This window comes from Clostridium beijerinckii HUN142, from assembly GCF_000621745.1.
In the GTDB taxonomy this organism is placed as follows: domain Bacteria; phylum Bacillota; class Clostridia; order Clostridiales; family Clostridiaceae; genus Clostridium; species Clostridium beijerinckii_A.
The window spans coordinates 188,647-209,250 of record NZ_KK211335.1 but is presented as its reverse complement, the minus strand read 5'-3'; the positions used below and the strand labels follow the sequence as shown (position 1 = coordinate 209,250).

Sequence of the window (20,604 nt, the reverse complement as noted above, 5' to 3'; positions counted from 1 at the left end):
CCATCACCTCTCATTTTCAGTCAACCATGACTTGATTATTTCTACTACTTGCTCTGGTTTTTCTGTTGCATATTTCTTTATCTCTTCTTCTAAGTGAGATTTTTTAGTTTTAGCCTCAAATTCTATTGGTTCAAAAACATCATCTGATGGTTCTTTAGGTAATATAGTATCATCAATTAAAGTATTTAATAATTGTTCATTTTCTTCTTTCTTCTTCTTTCTTCTCTTTGCGACGAAGTAAATAATAATACCTAAAAGCAATGCTCCTAAAATTCCTGCAACAATCATCATCTTATTCTTGCTAGCTGTAGCTGTCTCTGCATTCATAGCATCAATTTCTGCCTTAGCTTGATCCTGAGCTGTTGTGTCAAATGCCATTCCAAGTACTGAAACTTTATCTCCTCTAAGTGTATCCAATCCAATTGCATTTCCAACTGTATTTTCAAGTGTCTGTTGCGTCGCAGCATCTAAATTTCCATCAATCACAACTGATGCTGTAAGTCTTTTAACTTCTCCTGGTGCGCTAATAACTTTAGATTCACTTTTACCCACTTCATAATTTGTCTTCTGATCTTCCTTACTTGAAGCCGAAGGGTTATTATTTGTAGCTGTAGTTGTATTACTCATATTATTATCAACAGGACTTTGACTTGTAGTTGTTGATCCTGAGTTATTTGATTCCTTAGAATTTTCTTGGCTTACAATTACTTTATTCGGATCTACTACTGTTTGTGTCTTTTGTTTTGAATCAAAATCTAAGTTTACATTAACAGTAGCCTTAACTTTCCCTTTACCGACAATTGGTTCTAATAAACTAACAATTGCCTTTTGCATCCTATCTTCATAGGCTTTTTCAGCATCTTGTTGCTTTGATATTGCTTCAGAACTTACTGAATTATTTTGATCTGAATTTATATCCTTAGTAAGTAAATTCATGTTATCGTCTATAACATCTATGTTTTCTCTTGGTATGTTTTCAGTTGCTCCAGATACTAGAGCTACTATTGATTTAACTTGATCTTCACCAATAGTTGTCCCCTTTTTTAATTTTAGATAAACTGCTGCTTTTCCAGGTTCTTTATCCTTTACAAAAACAGAATCCTTAGCTTCAGTTATATGTACTCTTGCTTCTTCTACTTGTGGAAAACTTTTTATTGTCTTTTCCAACTCACCTTGCTGCATTCTAACTTTTTTTATTTTAAATTCTTCATCCGTCATTCCAAAGGAACTTCCACTATCCATTAATTCATAGCCTTTACTTCCAGATGTCAAAGTTGGTGCCAGCTCCAATCTCAATTTGTCTACTTGATCTTTAGGAACCCAAATCGTATTTGTGTTACTATCTATTTTAGTGTCAACTTTCTTTTCATTTAAACTATTAACGACAGTTTGAGCATCAGCTGCATCAAGATCAGAAAATAGTACTTGATACTTGTTAGAAGATGAGTAAAAGATCCCACTTGCGATTGCAATAATAACTGCCACAATTGCTACTATTATAGCAGCTTTTATCTTCTTATTCTTGGATTTAAACTTTTCCAAAAGCCCCTTAACTTTTTCTAAAAGTTTTTTCATTATTAAGCTCTCCTCACCTTACTACAATTGCAACCTCGATAATTGATTATATCCTTCTAATAACTTGTCTCTAGTTTGTGCTAAAAACTGAAGACTCAAACTAGCCTCTTGATTTTTAACCATAACTTCATCAATATTAACATCTTCGCCTTTAATAAACTTTGTTGCAGTTTCATCAGCTTGTGTCATCTTACCGTTAGTATCGTCTACTGCCTTTTTTAAGACATCTCCAAAACTAACTGAACTGTTATTTTCATTATTGCTCTTACTATTATTAATATCTTTAAATTTATTATTAAATATAATTTCATTCTGTGAAAAATTATCTTCTATTCTCATTTTTCATCCCCCTATTTACCAATTTCTAAAGCTTTTGAAAACATACCCTTTAAGGCATTAAAAGTATCAACATTTGCCTCATAAGACCTCGTCGCTACCATCATGTCTGCCATTTCATTTAATACATTTACATTTGGCATTGTAACGTATCCATTGCTATCTGCATCTGGATGCGTTGGATCATATACCTTTCTTAAAGGTGATGGATCCTTTTCAATTTTAACTGCTTTAACTCCTGCCATATCTTTATTAGCATCAAGAGCCTCTTGAAATACAGCTACTTTTCTTACATATGGTCCTTTACCATCTGCACTTCTTGTTGTACTTGCATTAGCCATATTAGAAGTTATAGTATCCATTCTTAATCTTTCTGCCGAAAGACCTGTTGCACTTATTTGCATAGAAGTAAATGCATTCATTCATAATCCTCCTTTATGTAATCAATAATTCCAAATTTCCTAGCTTATCTAAATATAATTCCTAATTATGTATTATTTATCACTATTTAATAACAGTCTTTAAATTATTAAATTTATTATTTATATCAGTTATTAAAGCATTATATTTAAGAGTATTGGCCGCTTGATTTACCTTTTCTATGTCTAAATCAACGTTATTCCCATCATTTCTCATACTTGTACTCTTATCCTGTTCGATTGATATATTATCACTATTTGAATTGCTGCTAGAAAAATGAGCTGGATTAGTACGTTTTAACTCTAAATTTGAAAAATTTCCTTGATTTTTTAAATTTTCTTCAAATACTACATTAAATCTCTTATAATCCTTCGTATTAACATTTGCCATATTATTAGCAATTGTTTTAGCTCTAACATTTGATGCTTTAATCCCTTGTTTAATCAAGTCATAAGTAGCATCTGAACTAATAGATTGTATTGCCATAAATTCACATCCTTACATTTCGTCTTCTACTTGCATAAATATCTAAAACTTTAAGTCCAAACATTTTATTTTACACATTATTAGAAATATGTAAAATAAAATGCTTTTTTCCTCACAATTTTCACCTAAGTAAAATATTACATTTTATTTTAACTAATTAATAATCTAATTATAGAATAACTATGCAATTTTATCTATAATTTTTTGAAAAATGTTTTCCAATTTATTTACTAATTCCGATTTTTTTTGGTTTTATTGTAATATTGTCCCACATATTAAATCTTTTAAAATAAATTAAATGTCATTTTTAGACTTTCTGCTGTATTTATTTGTGCTGTGGCCTACCATATATCTACAAAATAAAAGGTGTCTATAAATTATAGGCACCAAAAATATTTAAAGCAAAATAAATATAAAATTTATTATAATTATCTTATGTCTAGTCTTGTAATACTCGCATATTAAAAAATAAAAAATCAAATAAAATCAAAAATCTTATTTTCCCTCTACTTTTTATTAAGATTCGAGATAACAGTTACACGACATTAGATAAGTTGAAATAGTCTTCAACATAAAACTCTTTTTATGAAGTTAAGAACTAAGTTTCACTTTATATTTTGGCAACCTGACAATCATAGAATAAAAAATTCCCTTAGACTCACGGCTTTGCGGCCTTATTTTTCAATAAGTGTGCTAGTATCAATATAATTTATCCTTTTAAATTATAATGTATTTTTGTTTATTTCACCACAATTATTTTTAATTTTTGATAAAATTATCTAATAAATTATAAATTTCATTATAATTTGTTCAATAATTTCAGATAATCGAATTTTGTATAAATATAAATCTAACATTTCACAAAATTATCCATCAAAATTGTTTAAATCATTTATTTTAGTTTCAAAAAAAATAAACTATAGTAACTCCCAACAATTAAGATTTACTATAGTTTATTTCTTAAGCATTAAATTATTAATGCATTATTTAACATTAGCTAAAATATTTAATGCATCTTTAGGGAAATTATTACTTTGGGCCATTAATCCAATTGAAGAATTAGCCAACAATTGACTTTTAGAATAATTCATCATCTCTTCTGCAATATCTGCATCTCCAATTCTACTTTGAGCCGTTTCAATTGATATATCTTTACTACTTAAATAATCTGCTGTACTATCTAGTCTATTTTGAATGGAACCATACTTACTTCTTATTCTGCTAACTATTTGAATTGCTTTATCTACAGATTGAAGAGATGTGTTAACATCATTTATATCTAGATTACTAACCCCTAAATTTGATGCACTTACATCAAATAAAGGTATATCAATATTTTCATCATCCATATTTCCAACAGCAGTTTTTACTGTGCTTGTTGGATTTCCATTTAAAGTTGATGTACTAGGTGAATTTAATTTCATTCCATTAAATTCTGTATTATTTCCTAAATCATCTATACTTTTCTTAATACTATCAATTTCTTTTTGAATATTATTTTTATCTTCAGCTGTTAAAGATCCAGATCCTGCACTTACTGTAAGTTCTTTTATTCTAGCTAAATTATCATTTATCCCCTGAAGTGAACTATCAAAAGTTTGAAGCATAGAAGTAGCATCTTGAACATTTTTACTTGCTGCATCATTAGTTAATACTTGTATCTTTAAAGTCTCATTTTTCCCTATTTTAGCAGGATTATCTTTAGCTGAATTTATTTTGCTCCCACTACTGACATTTCTTGATGCTTTTGCATTATCAACAAGTTCATTTTTATAATGTTGATATATACTTAGTGAAAACATATTATGATTAAGTCTCACATTAAAACCTCCTTTTATTAATAAATAATAATATATTTATTAAATTTAGGCACTTACATCTAAGTTTGTGCCTCTGTTTGGATCTACCGCCATATTCTTCATCATATCTATCATTTGTGATGAAGATTGATCCTCCGTGTTCATAGCCATCTTCATAAGTGATATTGAAACTGCATTTTGTAATGATGCTTGATGCATATTTATCGACATTGCCTCTATATCCATAAAATCAGATCCTTTCCTTATTATCATTTCATGTCTATAGCTTATTATCGTGAGAAATATAAATATCTTTAACAATACTTCTATCTTCATAAATTAAATGGATTATAACTATTTTAAAATTATATGTTTCCAACTTTCTGCAAATCTATTTTTTAGTAATTACATTTTATTTTCCATTATTTAAACTTATTCCCCTTAGTATTAATACAATACTAAAATAAGCATCTATAGCTTCTACATCATTGATGCTCATTCTAATATTCCATTTACTTTATGACTTATACACGATCATAATTACCCTTGCATTTTCCATTTACTCATTAAATCTATAATACTTTGTGACATATTCTCAGATTGCTTTTCCATGGCCTGTGCTGATTGTTCAATTATACTATTTTTAGACATCTCCATTACTTCTTTCGCCATATCTGCATCAGTTATCCTTGATTCTGCTGATATTATGTTATTATCATAATTGGCAGCATTGCTTCCTATGTGTTCTAATGCATTTTGGTATGCTCCATATTTTGTTCTTTCATTTGAGACCTTTTCCATCGCTAAATTAACATAGTTGATAAACTTATTTGCATCATCCCTTGTGCCAAGTGAAGTACCATCTTGAAATAATTTTTCTGCTCTAACATCACTTAATTCAATATGAAATAATTGTTCACTATTTGGTCCAACCTGTAATTTGATATCGTAAGGATTTTCAATTACTTGTGGATCTGGCTGAGGAATAGTTGGAGGAACCGATAGACCATAAAAAGTATTTACTGAACGTGTTTCTCCACTATTCAGTGGCTTTTCATTATACCATATACTATATGCACTATCTCCATAACTCGAGTTTGCAGGTGGCGCCCAATTACTTGACTCTACTCCATTAGCCCATTGACCTATGCCAAATTTCGAAGGTTCTTCTAAAACTTCATATTTAATATTAGAATTGTACGGATTTACCTGAGTTTTTAATATTCCACAAGCTTCAATTTTTTTTGTACTTCCAAACTGATTATATACATTAAAAGAATTTGGAACATCTGAAGAGGTTGAATATAATTTTTGCTCAGAAACAACCGATCCATTTACCATAAATTTAGCAGCATCATCATCTGCTATATCTGTATCTAAATTAAATTCAAGTCCTACTGGCGAAGTTATACTAGAATTATTTTTTATATCATATCTTATTTCATATTTATCTGCTACAATACCCACTGATTGTGTTACTTCTAAATCCACATTATTAGATAAATCAGTTATTTTATATGTCGTTACATATTTATTATTAACTATGCTATCACTTGTAACATTTATACTAGTGCCAACTGGATTCATATTGGTTTTATTTTGAAAATAGTAATTGCTTCCATTAACGGTTACCGAAGGATATGAAGTACCTCCCGAACCAAAAACTAATCTTTTATTGTCATCATCAACTGTTGTAGGATATCCTTTATCTGTACCTAATGTTAATTCTCCTTTACCGTTTGGAACAGGTAGCTTTAGTACGTCTTTATAATCAAACGGAATTTGATTTATATTCGTTTGAACTGATCCAGTTGGATTGCTACCATTTAATAATTTTATTCCATTAAATTCTGTATTGTTTGCAATATCATTAATGCCGCTTACAATCTGATTTGCTTCCTGCTGTATTTTTTGAAGATCACTTTGAGTTAATGTACTATTTGAAGCAGCTACAGCTAATTCTTTTAATCTAAATAAATTTGGATCCATAATATTAGCTAACCCACTATCTGCAGTATTTATTAAAGAAATACCATCTTGTATATTTCTTTGGCATTGCTCAAGTCCTCTAATCTGTGCTTTCATTTTTTGTAAAATAGCAGAACCTGCTGCATCATCTGAAGCTTGATTTATTCTAAGACCTGATGAAATCTTCGCCATTGCATTAGCTTTATCATTTTCTGCCTTATTTGCTTTATTCGCTGAAATTATTGAATTAATATTGTGATTTATTATCATTTTTTAGTTATCCCCTTTTGATTTTTCAATGAAATTTTATTTATAAATATTCTTTAATTTAAATGCCATATTCATACCACTTAAAAAGCTTTGATCACTCCACAAATAATCCCATTCACCAAATCTTCCAATGTAATGAATTCCAACTTTCTCTAAATATTTATGTACTATTTCTCTATTCTTATATATATCTTTATAGAAAACAATGTTAGCATACTGTACATCTTTTACATCTATAAAAAGTATATCATTATTATCAGCGATTTTCATATTTACCATACTTTTTTTTATATGTTCACATAAATTACTATCAGTCATATCAATTTTTTTATATGGAGATTCATATATTTCAAACTGCATAGAACTACATCCATACGGAGCATTATTAGATGATTTTAAGTTTGGCGAATGTGCTCTTGCTGGTAAAATATTTTCATCATATATATAAAACCATAACTTATCACTAACATTAGGTCTATTAAATCCGACAGATACTGTTTTCATAGATGTAGCTATTAATTTTTTAGAAGCGTTAATTATTTCATTTGGAACATCTTTTAAAACTTTAATTAATTCTGGTAAAGGAATACTACTTATTAGGTTTTCGTAATATACTTTACTACCATCATAAAATTCCACATAATTATGTTTTCCATCAATTAAAATGACTTTCTTATCTAGTTTAATATCTAAATTCTTTGCCATTGGCTCTAAAAAGCTTTTATGCCCACCTCTCACTGGATATCTCATTTCCTTTACATAATATACATCATTTGTATTATCACTCATTGCACCTTTAAGTATTTCATCTATACTAGGACTATACATTCTATTCTGTATCCATTTCGTTTCTAAATTTCTTGCATCATCACACCAATATTTTTTTGTATATAGTTTAGGAAACTTATCAGCAATATATTTACCATATTGAGTGTAAAGCCATTCTTCATAATTATTATAATCTTCTTTTGAATTTTCTCTTTCCAAAAATGATTTTATACATTTCACTTTTTCATCAGTTGGTAGCTTATACAAGTTATTCTGAATAGGGTGCTTAATCCATAATCCTTTGTAATAATTGTATGGTTCTGGATTATAGGTAAAATGAGATGGTTTATCAAAAATATCTCTAACTTCTGATGATTTTGCAAAAGATAAATGAAGACCCTCATCAAAAGTAAAATCATTTATTTTTCTACTGCCGCACAATCCACCATAGTCTTCATCTTTTTCATATATAGTACAAGATTCTCTTCCTAAAAAATAACCGCAAGCTATTCCTGCTACTCCGCCACCTAATATTACATAATTATTCATTCTTGTTCCCCCAGCGCTCTTCCTTTATATTTTTATTAAAAATTTATATTAGTTTCATATTGGTCTAAATATTCTATAACAAAATAGACATCAATAACTATTGATGTCTATTATAATATTTTTCATCCTAAATATACTATTTATTTTTATTAAATTCTATAATTTTGTTATTTTCTCAAATAACAATGAAGCTTAATATACATTCGTCACTCCATATTTAGATGCATCTAAGATTTCTACACCTGATTGTGTTGTTTTCTATTTAATATATTGTATAATATGTGATTTAAATCCATAATCAAAAACTTTAATCTAGCTAATAAAAACTTATTTTATTGTCTTATTCCAATATAACTTTTTGTTTATTAAATCAATATTGGTCTCACTTCTATCCCATGCAATATCTTTTCGTTTCAAATTAGCTGGATTTCCTGCAATAGTACAATTATTAGGAAACTTTTTATTTACTAAACTATTAGCTCCAATAATGCTTCCATCCCCAATATCACTTCCAGAGATTATTGTACATTTATTGCCTAACCACACATGATTTCCTATAATAATATCATTATTTTTATTAAATTGAACTCCTGTATTAATATCAAATACTGGATGTCCATCATTATTTCCAACAGTAACATAAAGTGATACCATACAATCATTTCCTATTTTTACCACTCCACCGTAATAGCTAAATAAAAAAAATGACTCTCCAAATGTAGATCCTTTTCCTATATTTAATATACTATCATTAACACAACATGCTAAATATTTTTCTCCAAAATTACATTGATTTCCTATATGTATATTACTATTATCATTGCAGTCTATATGACATTTTTCTTCAAAATAACATTCAGTTCCTATGTTTATAATTCCATTATTTAAACACATTATATATCTTTCTCCAAAAAAGCAATCATCTCCTATTTTTATATCACTATTATTAGTACAATCTATGCTTCCATTTATTCCTAATTTGCAATTTGAACCTATACTTATGCTACTATTAATACTTGTTATTTTAGTATTTCTCCCTAAATTACTTCCTGCCCCTATACTTATATTGCTATTAACACAATATATAGAATTTTTCTCTTCTAGTACGCAATCAACACCTATATTTAAAACACTATTATATGCAATAAACTTAATTTTTGTTCCTTTGCTTCCTTTTATAATATTCCCATATTTATCAATGTATTCTTCATTTTTCTCTATTTCAATAGGCTTATGTAATATATATAAATAATCATGAATTTCGAAGTAACCATTATTATTTAAAAACAATTCGATTTCTTCATAAAAGTTAGCTGCAACAAAAACATAAAATTCCCCTTTATTCTTCATTAAAAATTCAGGAGCTTCAACTTTAATTCCATTAAACTCAAAGTCAGATTTACAGGCTTTTTTATCAACAAATGCATATACAGATTGTTTCTTATTTAATAATATTTTATGTAGAACTTTTCCATCCTCACCCGCACCCCAAATGACAATTTTTCTATTCTTAATATTTTTTATATAATTTTCAATTTGGATTTGATTAACAAATTTCTCAAAAAAACTCCCCATCATTTTCCACTCTCTTCCGTTTTATTTATATAACATCATAAATAAAGTGTAATTAAAGTCTTTTATAGTAAAATCTGCAGCTAAATATAACAATTTTATAAATAAACTACTATAAAAACTTTTTTCTATCTTTAGTAAGATCTACTGGTTGAATAATAATTCCATATAATATTTCTTCATTTAATTCTATTCTTCTATTTTTTATTATCTTTTTCCCTTTGAAAAATAACTTTTCATATATATTATCAACAAATCATTTCAAATATTCATCATCATTCTGTGTGCTATGTAGTAAAATAAATTTATATAGATTATAATACTATTTCTTCATATTTACCAAATACTTAAATGTAACATCAGGTACTAATTTTTGAATTTCATTCATATTATCACTTTTTAACAATTTTCTAACCCTTGAAGCACTAATGACTTCTCCCGATGCTTTTTTACGTGGAATTTCAATAAACTTAATTCCATAATCCGTTAAGGTTCTCCTCATTTCAAAATTATATTGATTAGTAATATTGTCCAACGGCTCTTCTCCAGCAAACCTAACATCTATATTCATTTGTGGTGCGATATACTCAGCAAAAATTCTTACATCTTCCGAAGCATCTATTATTTGCTCTTGTTCATACTCTTTTGTAAAATATGATGGCATCGTTTTATTAGATAAAATAAATTGTCCTGAAGGTATTGCTTTAACATTCTCCATATTTTTAATAGCTTTTTCAACCAATTCATAACGCTCATTAAATTTAAAAAACGACTTATCTTCCTCGACTACAAAAATATATAGCCAATCTACATTTTTTCTTGCATATTCAATTAAATGCATATGCCCTAATGTTATTGGATTGCAATTCATCACAATTGATCCAACTCTTTCATTATTTTCCACATTAAATTTATATTTTTGTATATTATTAATATACTTGTATAAATTCTCTTTTTCTTTATTGGATAAGTATACTTTCCCAAGTTGAAGACATCTCGATTCTTTTGTAAAATCTATTCTATCTATCTCAGGTTTTATTATTTTTTCTGTTAATTCATTTGATATTGCTTTATTAGCTATTCCTGTAGTATGTATTGGTCCATCCATAAACCATGTCTCATTTTTAGAACGTGTATTAAATAATTCTTTTAAATTCAGATCTATAGAATCATTAATATCAAATTTTTTGCATAAAGAATAAAATGAACTTCCTAAAAAAATTATAATATCATTATCTCTAATAGATATAGAGTTAACAATTTCTCTCAAATTACCACATTGTTCCTCTGATATAGCAATTCCAACAATTGAATATTCACCGTTATACTCTCTATTTAGATTATGAAAAAGATAATATAGTAATTCTTCTTTTTCGAAATTGAATAATCCCTCAACAATGCATGGTCCTATCAAATATATAATATTATCTCCAGTCCCAAGTTTTTTAATATTTTTACTATAATGGAGCTTTTGTCCTCTCTGCCTTGCTTTTTCTACATTAATCTTATTATTAACTTCCATATATCCCATATTATAAATATTAACAATTTGATTATTAATTAAATCATTTTTAAAATCTAAATCTGAATTCACTATATTTATTCCTTTTAAATGCCGGTATTCTTCTTCTAAAGTACAATTTATCAATTCATCATACATTGGCAGTCTACAAATAAATACTTTTTTCCCATCATATCTATAATCTTTTTTAATTTTATTTTCAATTACTATACGATTTACATTTGCAATTTCCAGTAAAAATCCCCATACATTAGGTGCTACAAATCTATTTTTATCATATATTTCCTTATCTTCTTTTATAAATGGAGTACCCTCCGCATATATTTCCATTTTAGAATAACTAGAACATTCAATAATTTGCGAATCAATTCCAAGTATATGCTTCCACTTTTCTCCAACGACTACCGTTGGTATTTTCCTTTTTAATAGTAATTTATAAAATCTAAATGCCATTTCATTTAAATCATGTATGTACACTACTTGAATTTGAGGATATAATTCATTGATAAATAGTAAATCTTCATTTTTATCAAGCTCTCTAATAATATTACTATAATCACTTGGAAAATTAGATTTATAACAAAAATAGATTAATTCATGTTTTTTGTTATACACTGGTATAAATATAATGTTTTTATTTTCCGCAAATATTTTACCAGCATTACTCCAAATCTCTTCATCTGCTATTAATCTTTGTTTCTGAATTAAATTTTCTCTGTCATAAAGCATCCGTTCATATGTTATAATACCAACAAACTCTTCTTGGTAATTAATAACTAGAATAATATCTGTACTATGACCTTTTCCACAAAAAAAAGAAAATAGATTTACTTTATCCAACTCTTCTTCATAAACAGAATAAACTTCCTTATCGCAAAATCTTATCATTCTGTACCACCTTCGCATAACATATTTCCAGAAAACCCAGTTTATTTTTTTTAAATATTTATATATTCTTTAAAATTCGTAAATTATTATATTAATCCTATTTATTTATTTTTATTAAAGGCTTATAATTTTGTTAATTCTTCAAATAATAATGAAGCTTCATATACATTCGTCACTCCATATTTAGATGCATCCAATATTTCTCCACCTGATTCTGTTATTCCTTCTTTATATGTCTTTCTTTTTAAAAGCTCTTCTATTCTTTTATCATCTATTTTTCTTGGTATAATAGCCTTTTCATATATACTTTCATCGAACCACTTCAAAAATTCATCTCCATGCTTTGCTGCTGTATAACGAAAATAATGCAATTTCTTATCATATAATACATCTGTTACTTCTAATTGACTGAAGCATTCCTTAAACATTTGTTTCCAATCTAATAGATTATCTAAAAACTCTAATGGAAACAGTCCTCTAGCTATTACTCTTAATATGCTGTTATATAATGAACTAGTATCCGTTGTTACTTCTGGCATTAGTCTTTCTATAGCAGATGTAGAGAAACCACCAATATTGTTTGTTTTAATTAATTCTTTCGCTCTATTATTACTCTCATTAACACTAGTAGCTCCTATATTAGATTGTGCTCCAACTGAGGCACCTGTCATACCTGCTATTGTTAATGGATATTTAATATTGGCTATATGATTATTTATAGATATGTTAACAACTCCTATATATATATCTTGACATATTCCATCCAATAATCTTCCTGTCTTATTAAGTAAAGTATTCATATAACTTCTTCTAAATCCCGAATTAATATACAGCATAGGTAACCCATACATTGACTTTGGATTATTAAGTATTTTTGCTAAGTAATCATTTTTATCTACATTATATACTTCATATTTATTCTTTTCATATTTTGATGGAATTACGAACTGATTTTCCTGTCCTCCATTAAATCCAGGCCAAGCATAAAAACCTCTCTCCCATTGAAATATTTCTTCTTCTGGATACTTTTTAATAACATCATCTAATACTTCTAACGTCCAAGGAAGCAAAGCATCATCAGAACCAATTGATATAATAAAATCACCTTTTGCTTTTAACAAAGCGAATTCAAAGCTCTTTGGCAGATGTAAATCTCTAGGTGTTTTATAGTATTTTATCCTTGGGTCATTAATTTCACAATATAAATCATAGACTTGGGTATTTCCATTTGTTGAGTTATCACTTAATACTATTTCATAAGATCCTGAATATCGTTGATTTAAGCAAGTTTCTAAGGTATACCTTAATGAAATTGATGAATTTCTAGCTGGAATTACAATTGAGAAATTACATTCTGATTTTTTTTGAATCTCAGCCTCTACATCAAACTGATAAACATTACTTATATATGACATATATTTTCCAACCCAGCCAAAAGCCATATTATCTTCAAGATATTCGCCCAAAAATGGTGAGAGCCGTTCCATTTGTTTTTTCAACAATGGTCTTTGACATAGTTCATCAATTAATCTTCCATTACATAATATAGTTGCCAAAGTATTATCCGTATAATTCCGGCAAATGTAATCAATTATATATTCTCTATTATCACCAATACTTGATCTATTATATATTAGTTCAATAGGATGAAAAATTATCATATTATTATACTCTTCAATATTATCTAGAGTTATCGTTAATGAATCTGAAATATTCATTAAATTATCTATATTTACATCTATCGGCACTCCTATAAAACAAACTTTTTTACCAAGCTTAAACAGTATATCTGCAACAATTTTATATTCATTGATTTCTGCTTTATTCGATACCAAAATTATAAACACATCATTTGATGTAGACTTAATTCTTTCCACCAGATATCCCATGTTCGGTATATTTAATACCCATTCTCTATTGTATGTTGGCATTTTGTTGTCATATAAAAGCATTATAAGATATAAAATATAATCACTTTTTATAAAGTAGGCCTCTGAAATTTTATTAGTTATCGCAATTGATATTTCTTTTTCGTTAATATATTTATTTTGTTCTAAAATTAATTTATCATTTACCTCTAACAAATGGTTTTTATATCTTAATAATCCTTTCGAATAATTAATACAATTAAATTGGTACTCTATTCTTAATCTATCAATATTATCTTGTCTAATCTCTGCTAAATCAATACATAATTGAAGATATTCATTACTTCCACAATAACTATCAAAAACAGTTATCTTACCTTCTAGTGTATTGTATATATCCTCAAAACTAAAGCCAGCTTTATACATATATTTTGCTTTAGTAATGAACCATAATAGTCTAACTGGTTTAATTTTATAATATTCTTCTATTTCATCCAAAATATCATCACTGCAATTACCGTTAGATATTTCTTTAATTATCTCATTTAATCCATCTATATATTTCTTTTCATCCATACATTACCTCTTGTAATTAATAATATTCGATATACTTTATTTCTTGTTTCTGAATTAAATTTCTATTGCACCTTCTGGAGGCGAATAAGAAATAGTTCTTTTAACAGAATTTTTTTTATCAATTTCATCAAGTTTTTCTAATAACTCATATTCATTTAACTCTAGACAATTAATAAATTCATTATATAACTCATTTTTTACAATTTCCTTATCAAACACTGGTGCCAAACATAGATATCTCCTTGCACTCTCAATTTGATTATCTCTAAACATTTTCATTGTATATCTTAAACACATAGATCCCAATTTTATTACAGCTTCATCATATCTTGCAATAGGCTTAATCATTTTATGCGCTTTCGCAATGCTGACAAATTGATTAATTAATTGATAATGTTCGAATATTCCCAATAAATTAAGTTCAGAACCACTAGTTTCATTTCCCGAATGAACTCTATAATTACATAAAGGCTCTGCAATGTATGCAACATCAGAATATATACTAACTAAGAAATTATTAAACCAATCCCCCGCGATTTGAAATGCTAATGCTGCTTCCTTTCTTGATTTTTCATAAATGCTTCGCCTTATTAAAATTTGTGATGGAACTGCAATTCCTGCCATCATAAAGACAGCTGATTGTTCTTCCCCTGGTATAATGCAACTTTTATTATAAAACGGCATAGTAGAAAATATTTCACCTTTCTCATTAATTTCATTTCTATGTGCCATAACCATTCCAACATATTGATTTTTTTTCATAATATTAACGCATTTTTCAATAAATGTAGATTCCATAAAGTCATCTGAAGATAAAAATATAACAAAATCACCTTCAGATTCATAGTAACATCTAGATGAATTTCTTGAACTTCCTATATTTCTCTTATTTTTCATCAGTTCAAAATATTTACCGTTTTCTTTGAAAAGTTTTTGATATTGTATTGCAATTTGGTATGAATTATCCTCTGAATTATTATCACAAAATATCACTTCAATATTGTTATATGTTTGATTTAATACACTATTTAAACATTGCTCGAGATAATGTGCATAGTTATAATTAGGAATTAAAATACTAACCAATGGTTCTCTATTCATAATATTTCCCCTTATTAATAATTTTGTTAATACGCATAACAATCAGTATCCCATACAGTTGGCGCATGATGTCGCATAAATATTTTATATTCACCATTAATTTCTTTAATATATAATGGAATTTCCCATAAATCTGAAAGGTAATGGTACGCACTTATTACCAATTTAGGTTTTTGCTCTTTGATTATTCCCATTCCACCTTCTAGTGCCGCTAATTCTGAACCTTCTACATCCATTTTAATAAAAGTCACCTTCTTACTTCCAAGTACCGAATCCAACTTTACTACTTCAGCGTTTTTCCTTCCCCCCTCGATTATATGAGACCCATCTTTTCCACCATCAAATGTTAAATTTTTGTTTTCATTATATACTCCTGCATTATATAATTCTATTTTTTCACTTGAATACACTTCCATCTTCTTTTTTAATAATTTAAAATTATTTTCTTCTAATTCAAATGCATATATTTTTTCAAATTTCATGTTTACGGCTTTCATAAATGCTTCTGCAGAATCACCATCAAACGCACCTGCATCTACAAGACATTCCTTATTTGTAAGTGAAAAAACTCCACTATTATAGTATTCTCCTGGTATTTTAATTTCATTAAATGTCTTAGAAGCTAAATGTGGTGCTATTCTATTACATAATACCTCAATATACACTTCCCTAGATTCTTCATCCTCAAATACATTCAAAGCTTGTATCATTCGCTCTTTTTTATCCATAAACCACTGTTTATCATAATGTTCATCCAAGAGATTTAAAAATATTTCATCACATGAATAATTTTCAACTCCAATTTCAGTTAACTGCTTTGATATTGGCAGATAATTTCCTACCATGATTAGAACAACTAAATCTTCAATCTTCGCTAATTCTTTAGGTGGTACACATAACTTTCCCTTAAAAGTCATTCCCCATTTGCTCTCGTCATTATCGCTTACGTACTTGAAAGTAAATCCAGGGTGCTCAGAACAATCATCAAAAAATTCTCCAGTCCCAAATATACAAATATTTTTAGCTTCGCTAAATCGCTTTCTCACCTTAATTTGCCTATCATATATTTCATAATTTGTATCTACTGCATATTTTACAGCCTCTTCTATCTTACTTAAATAATCCATACTTCCCTCCATTATCGCTACTTTTTAACATTTTTATATTTTATTTATCATATCTATCTTCCCTTGAGTAGCTGATTCAACCTTTTCTAATCCTACACTACAATGACCACATGTATAATAAAATGGTCTATCTACAAATTTCCTAAATTCCGTTCTCATTTCATCTAATGATACCCCTTTAGTCAAATCAACATAATCACTTGGATAATCTGCTACTCCTATATTGTATACTGCTACTCCTTTGTCACATGTATGTACTTTTCCATTCTTAACTTGCAAATTACGAGGCGGCATAGTACATCCAGTTTTAAGATTTGTCATGTACTGTTCATCTACATTTCTTTTGTACATTCCTGTTGGAGCAACCCAAGACGGAAGGTGTAATGATTCTGTGTATGTAATACCATAAGATTTAACCAATTCTACATTCTTGCGATATATCTCTTTTTGTTCTTCAGTCGCAACATGGAGATAATAACCAAATGCAATTACTATACGAGGATCTGTAATACCTTCCAATTGTTCTGGCTTAATTGGATATAATCCATTAGTAGGAAATGAAACGAATCCAAAATTTTTCTTTTCAGAAAACTTCTTTGCTATCTTAGCTATATCTGGATGCATAAATGTTTCACCTCCCATTACTGATATAGTACCTACTGAATCTATCATATCTAAAAATATATCAATATCTCTGCATATTGTTTCAACAGGAACGTTTCCCCTTGCATGCAAAGGATAATTATTAATAAACTGCACACAATGCTTACAAGTTAAATTGCAAATTGAATTAATTATAAAGCAACAATATGTAAGATCTATTCTATCCCCAGATTTATCATAACTAGTTTGATTTTTTATTATATTTTGAGCTTTCTCACAAATTACAGATCTACACTCTCCACTTGCCCAGCATTTTTGCGCTGAAAGCTTAGTATCATTTGAGAGTTCACAAACACTTCCACTATACAAAATATCTCCGCGGATTATGTTATTATAATTTTCTTTTTTCAATTCTTCCATTAACTCTGGCATAATTACATGGTTAGGAATACAGTAAATTACTATGGTATCCTCACTATCAAACTTTTTTTCAAAAGGCTTTTCCACTACTATTCCATTTACTGATTGTAATTCTTCATATCTTTGATCCCAATATAGTGTTACATTGATTCCCTCTTCCAAAAGCCTTTTTCCTACAGCTTTTCCCTGTCCTGCAGCACCTCTTAAAATAATATTTTTAAACCCTTTAATATATTCAAATATTCCACTACAATCAACTTTTTCTCCTGATTTACACTTTTTATAAAATTCTTCTAAATTGAACATATCTTTTCTCCTTGTTTTTTATTTAGAATTTAATATTTCCCATTTATAGTTCCTTTTCAATTTATTCACATTTCTAATATGCATAACAATCAGTATCCCATACAATTGGAGAATGATGACGAAGGTATATCTTGTAATCATTATTTAATGATTTTATATGTAAAGGAATTTGCCATAAATCCTCTAGTCTATGATATGAACTAATTGCAAGTTTAGGTTTTTGACTAATAATAATCTGTTCAGCACCTCTTAATGCTGCCTGCTCTGATCCCTCAATATCCATTTTGATAAATGTAACTTTTTTGTTTGCAAGCATGTCATCAAGCTTTATAACCTTTGCTTTTTGGGATAATCCGTTACCAATAGATGCCAAAGGTCCATTGCTCTCATAACTAATTTCCATATTTTTTTCAAAGACACCTGCATTATAAATCTCAATTTTTTCAGTATTATATTTTTCTGTATTTTTCTTAAGCTTTTCAAAATTGTTTACATCCAATTCGAATGAATAAACACCTCCAAAGCACCCATTTACTTTTTTAATAAAATCACTCATGGAATCTCCATCAAATGCCCCTGCATCAACCATATATTCATTATCTGAAAATTCAAAAATTCCATGTTCAAAATACTCATCCTTGGTTTCAAACTGATTAAATATTTTTTCAGCTAAATGAGGTGCAATTCTATTACACAAAGCCTCAGTAAAAATTTCTTTTGATTTTTCATCTTCAAATAGTTCAAATGCATTTAAAATATTCTCTTTTTCCTTCAAAAACCATTCACAATTATGAAATTTTCCATACACATTTAAAACTATATCCCCTATGAAATAGTTTTCTATCCCCATATTAGTCAACTGATTACAAATATCTTTATATACTCCAGCCATAACTATAACAACAACATCTTTCATTTCTTGAAGCTGTTTTGGTGAAACACACACAAATTCTTTAATTTTCTTACCCCATTTATTATGATTATTATCGCTTACGCATTTAATGTTAAACTGTGAAAAAATACTTGCAAATCCATCAGAATATCCTTCAAAAAAAGCCCCTACTCCAAAAATGCATACATTTTGTGCATTTTTTAATCGTTCTAATATTTCAGTTTCTCTATTATAAATAGAATAATTACTTTCAATAGCATAATCAATTGCTTCATTAATACGTTTAATATAATTCATTACTTTTCCCCATTTCATTAAATTAATAAAAAATACGATAAATATCATAAATATTTATATGATTGTATAATCCCATATCATCTAGTTGCTTACTTACTTCTGAATCATTCTTCATGTGAGTTATAATAAGTAAATCTTTATATTCAGTTAGTTCATTTGGAGGAATACATTTAATTCCATTAGTCTCTTTATTCCATATTTCATTATTATTATCACTGAAAATATTTGCACAAATTCCTTTATTCCAAGATAAAACAAAATATTTATCCCTAAATAATTTACCCAATCCGAATACGCATATATTTCTTGCCGAAATAATTTTCTTCATTATATTTATCGCATCTTCCTCAATCTTTCCTCCCAAACTTTGAAAACTAGTTTGATTTGGATTTGATTTCAACTCTTCTAACGCTCTTTTCAATTTCGTAGAATCAAGATTTTTTTCTTCACAAGCCCCATTACATTGCCTACATAAAATATCAATAGTATCATCTTCAAGCCCAGCAATATATTTTTTATACTCTTCTCCTGCCTGAATTTCAGCCCAACTCTGATTTATCAAATTTCCAAGTATATGCTTCATTCCATAGTCCATACAGCATAATACCAATGTTCCATCAGGTAACATGCTTGGTGCCCATTTTCCTTTTTCCTTGTCAGTACCAACAATGCAGGTTATTTTTCCTTTTGGAGAATACGTTTGATATTCTTCTGATTTAAGATTTCCCGCTCTATTTATCGGATCAAGCCCAGCATATTTATCCTTCTTAATCAAATTAGCTACTGCATGGTGTACTGTTCCATGGCACGAATAGTATTCAACATCAATACTATTAACAACCTTTTTGAACACTTCTAAATATTCAGGTGTTATAAGAAATTTTGAATTTCCCTCTTCATCAGGAATATGTAGAATAAAGTGATCAAATTCAATATCTTTTATTATTTCAAAATCCTCTAATGTCATATCAACCAATGTAGTCGCTAATATTATTTTATAACCTTTTTTATAAGCATGTTTGAGCATTTTTGCACATTCTCTGTTATGAAAAGGTTCAGCCATCCCTGAAAAAGTGACTGTCGCCCCTTTTTCAACTTTTTCTAAACACTTTTTAAAATTTTCGTAACTTAATCTTGTTATTCCATTGCCTTTCAACTTAAAGTTCCTTATTAATGTTTCTTGTGGACAAAATTTACAGTTAAGCTTACAACCTAACTGCAAAGTAAATTCCAATGAATGTAATTTTTCAGAAATACTCAT

The 20,604-nt window shown here is 28.2% G+C and carries 16 protein-coding genes and 1 riboswitch; all 16 genes read right to left on the bottom strand.

Annotation, left to right across the window (positions count from 1 at the left end):
• Positions 1 to 3: 3 nt before the first annotated feature.
• On the bottom strand, positions 4 to 1,575 hold the full coding sequence (fliF, locus tag T483_RS0119150) for a flagellar basal-body MS-ring/collar protein FliF (RefSeq protein WP_026888280.1): 1,572 nt from the start codon (positions 1,573 to 1,575) through the stop codon (positions 4 to 6).
• Between the two features lie 21 nt (positions 1,576 to 1,596).
• Positions 1,597 to 1,914, bottom strand: coding sequence for a flagellar hook-basal body complex protein FliE (gene fliE / locus T483_RS0119145; RefSeq protein WP_026888279.1), 318 nt, complete (start codon positions 1,912 to 1,914; stop codon positions 1,597 to 1,599).
• 11 nt (positions 1,915 to 1,925) lie between these two features.
• Positions 1,926 to 2,333, bottom strand: a complete 408-nt coding sequence (flgC, locus tag T483_RS0119140) for a flagellar basal body rod protein FlgC (RefSeq protein WP_026888278.1) — start codon at positions 2,331 to 2,333, stop codon at positions 1,926 to 1,928.
• Between the two features lie 82 nt (positions 2,334 to 2,415).
• Entirely contained in the window at positions 2,416 to 2,817 is a 402-nt protein-coding gene (flgB, locus tag T483_RS0119135; RefSeq protein ID WP_026888277.1) for a flagellar basal body rod protein FlgB, read from the bottom strand.
• A gap of 616 nt (positions 2,818 to 3,433) precedes the next feature.
• Positions 3,434 to 3,522, bottom strand: a riboswitch (cyclic di-GMP riboswitch).
• Between the two features lie 278 nt (positions 3,523 to 3,800).
• The gene (locus T483_RS0119130; protein WP_026888276.1) at positions 3,801 to 4,637 is read right to left on the bottom strand and encodes a flagellin; all 837 of its coding nucleotides are present in this window, start codon (positions 4,635 to 4,637) and stop codon (positions 3,801 to 3,803) included.
• Positions 4,638 to 4,682: 45 nt separating this feature from the next.
• A complete protein-coding gene (locus T483_RS0119125; protein ID WP_242841889.1) occupies positions 4,683 to 4,952 on the bottom strand; it encodes a YjfB family protein in 270 nt (89 codons plus the stop codon).
• A gap of 204 nt (positions 4,953 to 5,156) precedes the next feature.
• A complete protein-coding gene (locus T483_RS32225) occupies positions 5,157 to 6,854 on the bottom strand; it encodes a flagellin (protein WP_026888274.1) in 1,698 nt (565 codons plus the stop codon).
• A 36-nt stretch (positions 6,855 to 6,890) separates the two neighbouring features.
• Complete coding sequence (locus tag T483_RS0119110; protein WP_026888273.1) at positions 6,891 to 8,171, bottom strand: protoporphyrinogen/coproporphyrinogen oxidase; 1,281 nt, start codon at positions 8,169 to 8,171, stop codon at positions 6,891 to 6,893.
• A 327-nt stretch (positions 8,172 to 8,498) separates the two neighbouring features.
• Positions 8,499 to 9,749 (bottom strand): hypothetical protein, encoded by a 1,251-nt coding sequence (locus T483_RS30245; protein ID WP_051560460.1) that lies wholly within the window; start codon positions 9,747 to 9,749, stop codon positions 8,499 to 8,501.
• Between the two features lie 316 nt (positions 9,750 to 10,065).
• Positions 10,066 to 12,153, bottom strand: coding sequence for an adenylyltransferase/cytidyltransferase family protein (locus tag T483_RS30240; protein ID WP_051560458.1), 2,088 nt, complete (start codon positions 12,151 to 12,153; stop codon positions 10,066 to 10,068).
• 122 nt (positions 12,154 to 12,275) lie between these two features.
• Positions 12,276 to 14,597: a glycosyltransferase family 2 protein gene (locus T483_RS0119095; RefSeq protein WP_026888272.1), complete on the bottom strand. Its 2,322-nt coding sequence runs from the start codon at positions 14,595 to 14,597 to the stop codon at positions 12,276 to 12,278.
• Positions 14,598 to 14,651: 54 nt separating this feature from the next.
• Positions 14,652 to 15,698 carry a glycosyltransferase family 2 protein gene (locus T483_RS0119090; protein WP_026888271.1) on the bottom strand — a complete coding sequence of 349 codons (1,047 nt, stop codon included), beginning with the start codon at positions 15,696 to 15,698 and terminating at the stop codon, positions 14,652 to 14,654.
• Between the two features lie 26 nt (positions 15,699 to 15,724).
• A complete protein-coding gene (locus T483_RS30235; protein ID WP_026888270.1) occupies positions 15,725 to 16,825 on the bottom strand; it encodes an FkbM family methyltransferase in 1,101 nt (366 codons plus the stop codon).
• Between the two features lie 33 nt (positions 16,826 to 16,858).
• Positions 16,859 to 18,154 carry a radical SAM protein gene (locus T483_RS0119080; RefSeq protein ID WP_026888269.1) on the bottom strand — a complete coding sequence of 432 codons (1,296 nt, stop codon included), beginning with the start codon at positions 18,152 to 18,154 and terminating at the stop codon, positions 16,859 to 16,861.
• A 73-nt stretch (positions 18,155 to 18,227) separates the two neighbouring features.
• The gene (locus T483_RS0119075; RefSeq protein WP_196244899.1) at positions 18,228 to 19,343 is read right to left on the bottom strand and encodes an FkbM family methyltransferase; all 1,116 of its coding nucleotides are present in this window, start codon (positions 19,341 to 19,343) and stop codon (positions 18,228 to 18,230) included.
• Positions 19,344 to 19,365: 22 nt separating this feature from the next.
• Positions 19,366 to 20,604, bottom strand: a complete 1,239-nt coding sequence (locus T483_RS0119070; protein WP_026888267.1) for a radical SAM/SPASM domain-containing protein — start codon at positions 20,602 to 20,604, stop codon at positions 19,366 to 19,368.